This window comes from Tsukamurella conjunctivitidis, assembly GCF_007858475.1.
Classification (GTDB): Bacteria; Actinomycetota; Actinomycetes; order Mycobacteriales; family Mycobacteriaceae; genus Tsukamurella; species Tsukamurella conjunctivitidis.
In genome coordinates, this window is sequence record NZ_VIGX01000324.1 from 1 (window position 1) to 510 (window position 510).

1 protein-coding gene is annotated in these 510 nt (G+C 45.1%); it reads left to right on the forward strand.

All coding sequences use genetic code 11. The annotated features are described in order from the left end of the window. Positions 1 to 510, forward strand: a 510-nt coding sequence (locus FK530_RS27755) for an amino acid--tRNA ligase-related protein (RefSeq protein ID WP_500487637.1), incomplete at both ends; no start/stop codon positions are given.

Sequence of the window (510 nt, forward strand, 5' to 3'; positions counted from 1 at the left end):
TCCTAATATTGTTTCAGGGAAAATCGAAGTTATTGCAAAGCGTTTAGAGATACTCAACAGCGCAGCGCCTCTTCCTTTCCAACTTGGAGATGATAAAACATCTGAAGAGGTTCGCCTTAAATATCGTTACCTCGATCTGCGCGATACACGCATGCATCAAAACATCATGCTTCGCTCAAAAGTAACACGCTATATTCGTAAAGCGCTTGATGAGCAAGGCTTTCTCGATATTGAGACCCCATTTTTAACAAAAGCAACGCCGGAAGGCGCTCGTGACTATGTGGTCCCTTCTCGCGTCCATCATGGTGAGTTTTTTGCGCTACCACAGAGTCCACAACTCTTTAAGCAGCTCTTAATGGTGAGCGGTTTTGATCGCTACTATCAGATCGTTCGCTGCTTCCGTGATGAAGATCTTCGCGCTGATCGTCAGCCTGAATTTACGCAGGTGGATATTGAGACCTCATTCCTCTCCTCTGATCAAATTATGGATATTGCCGAGAAGATGATTCG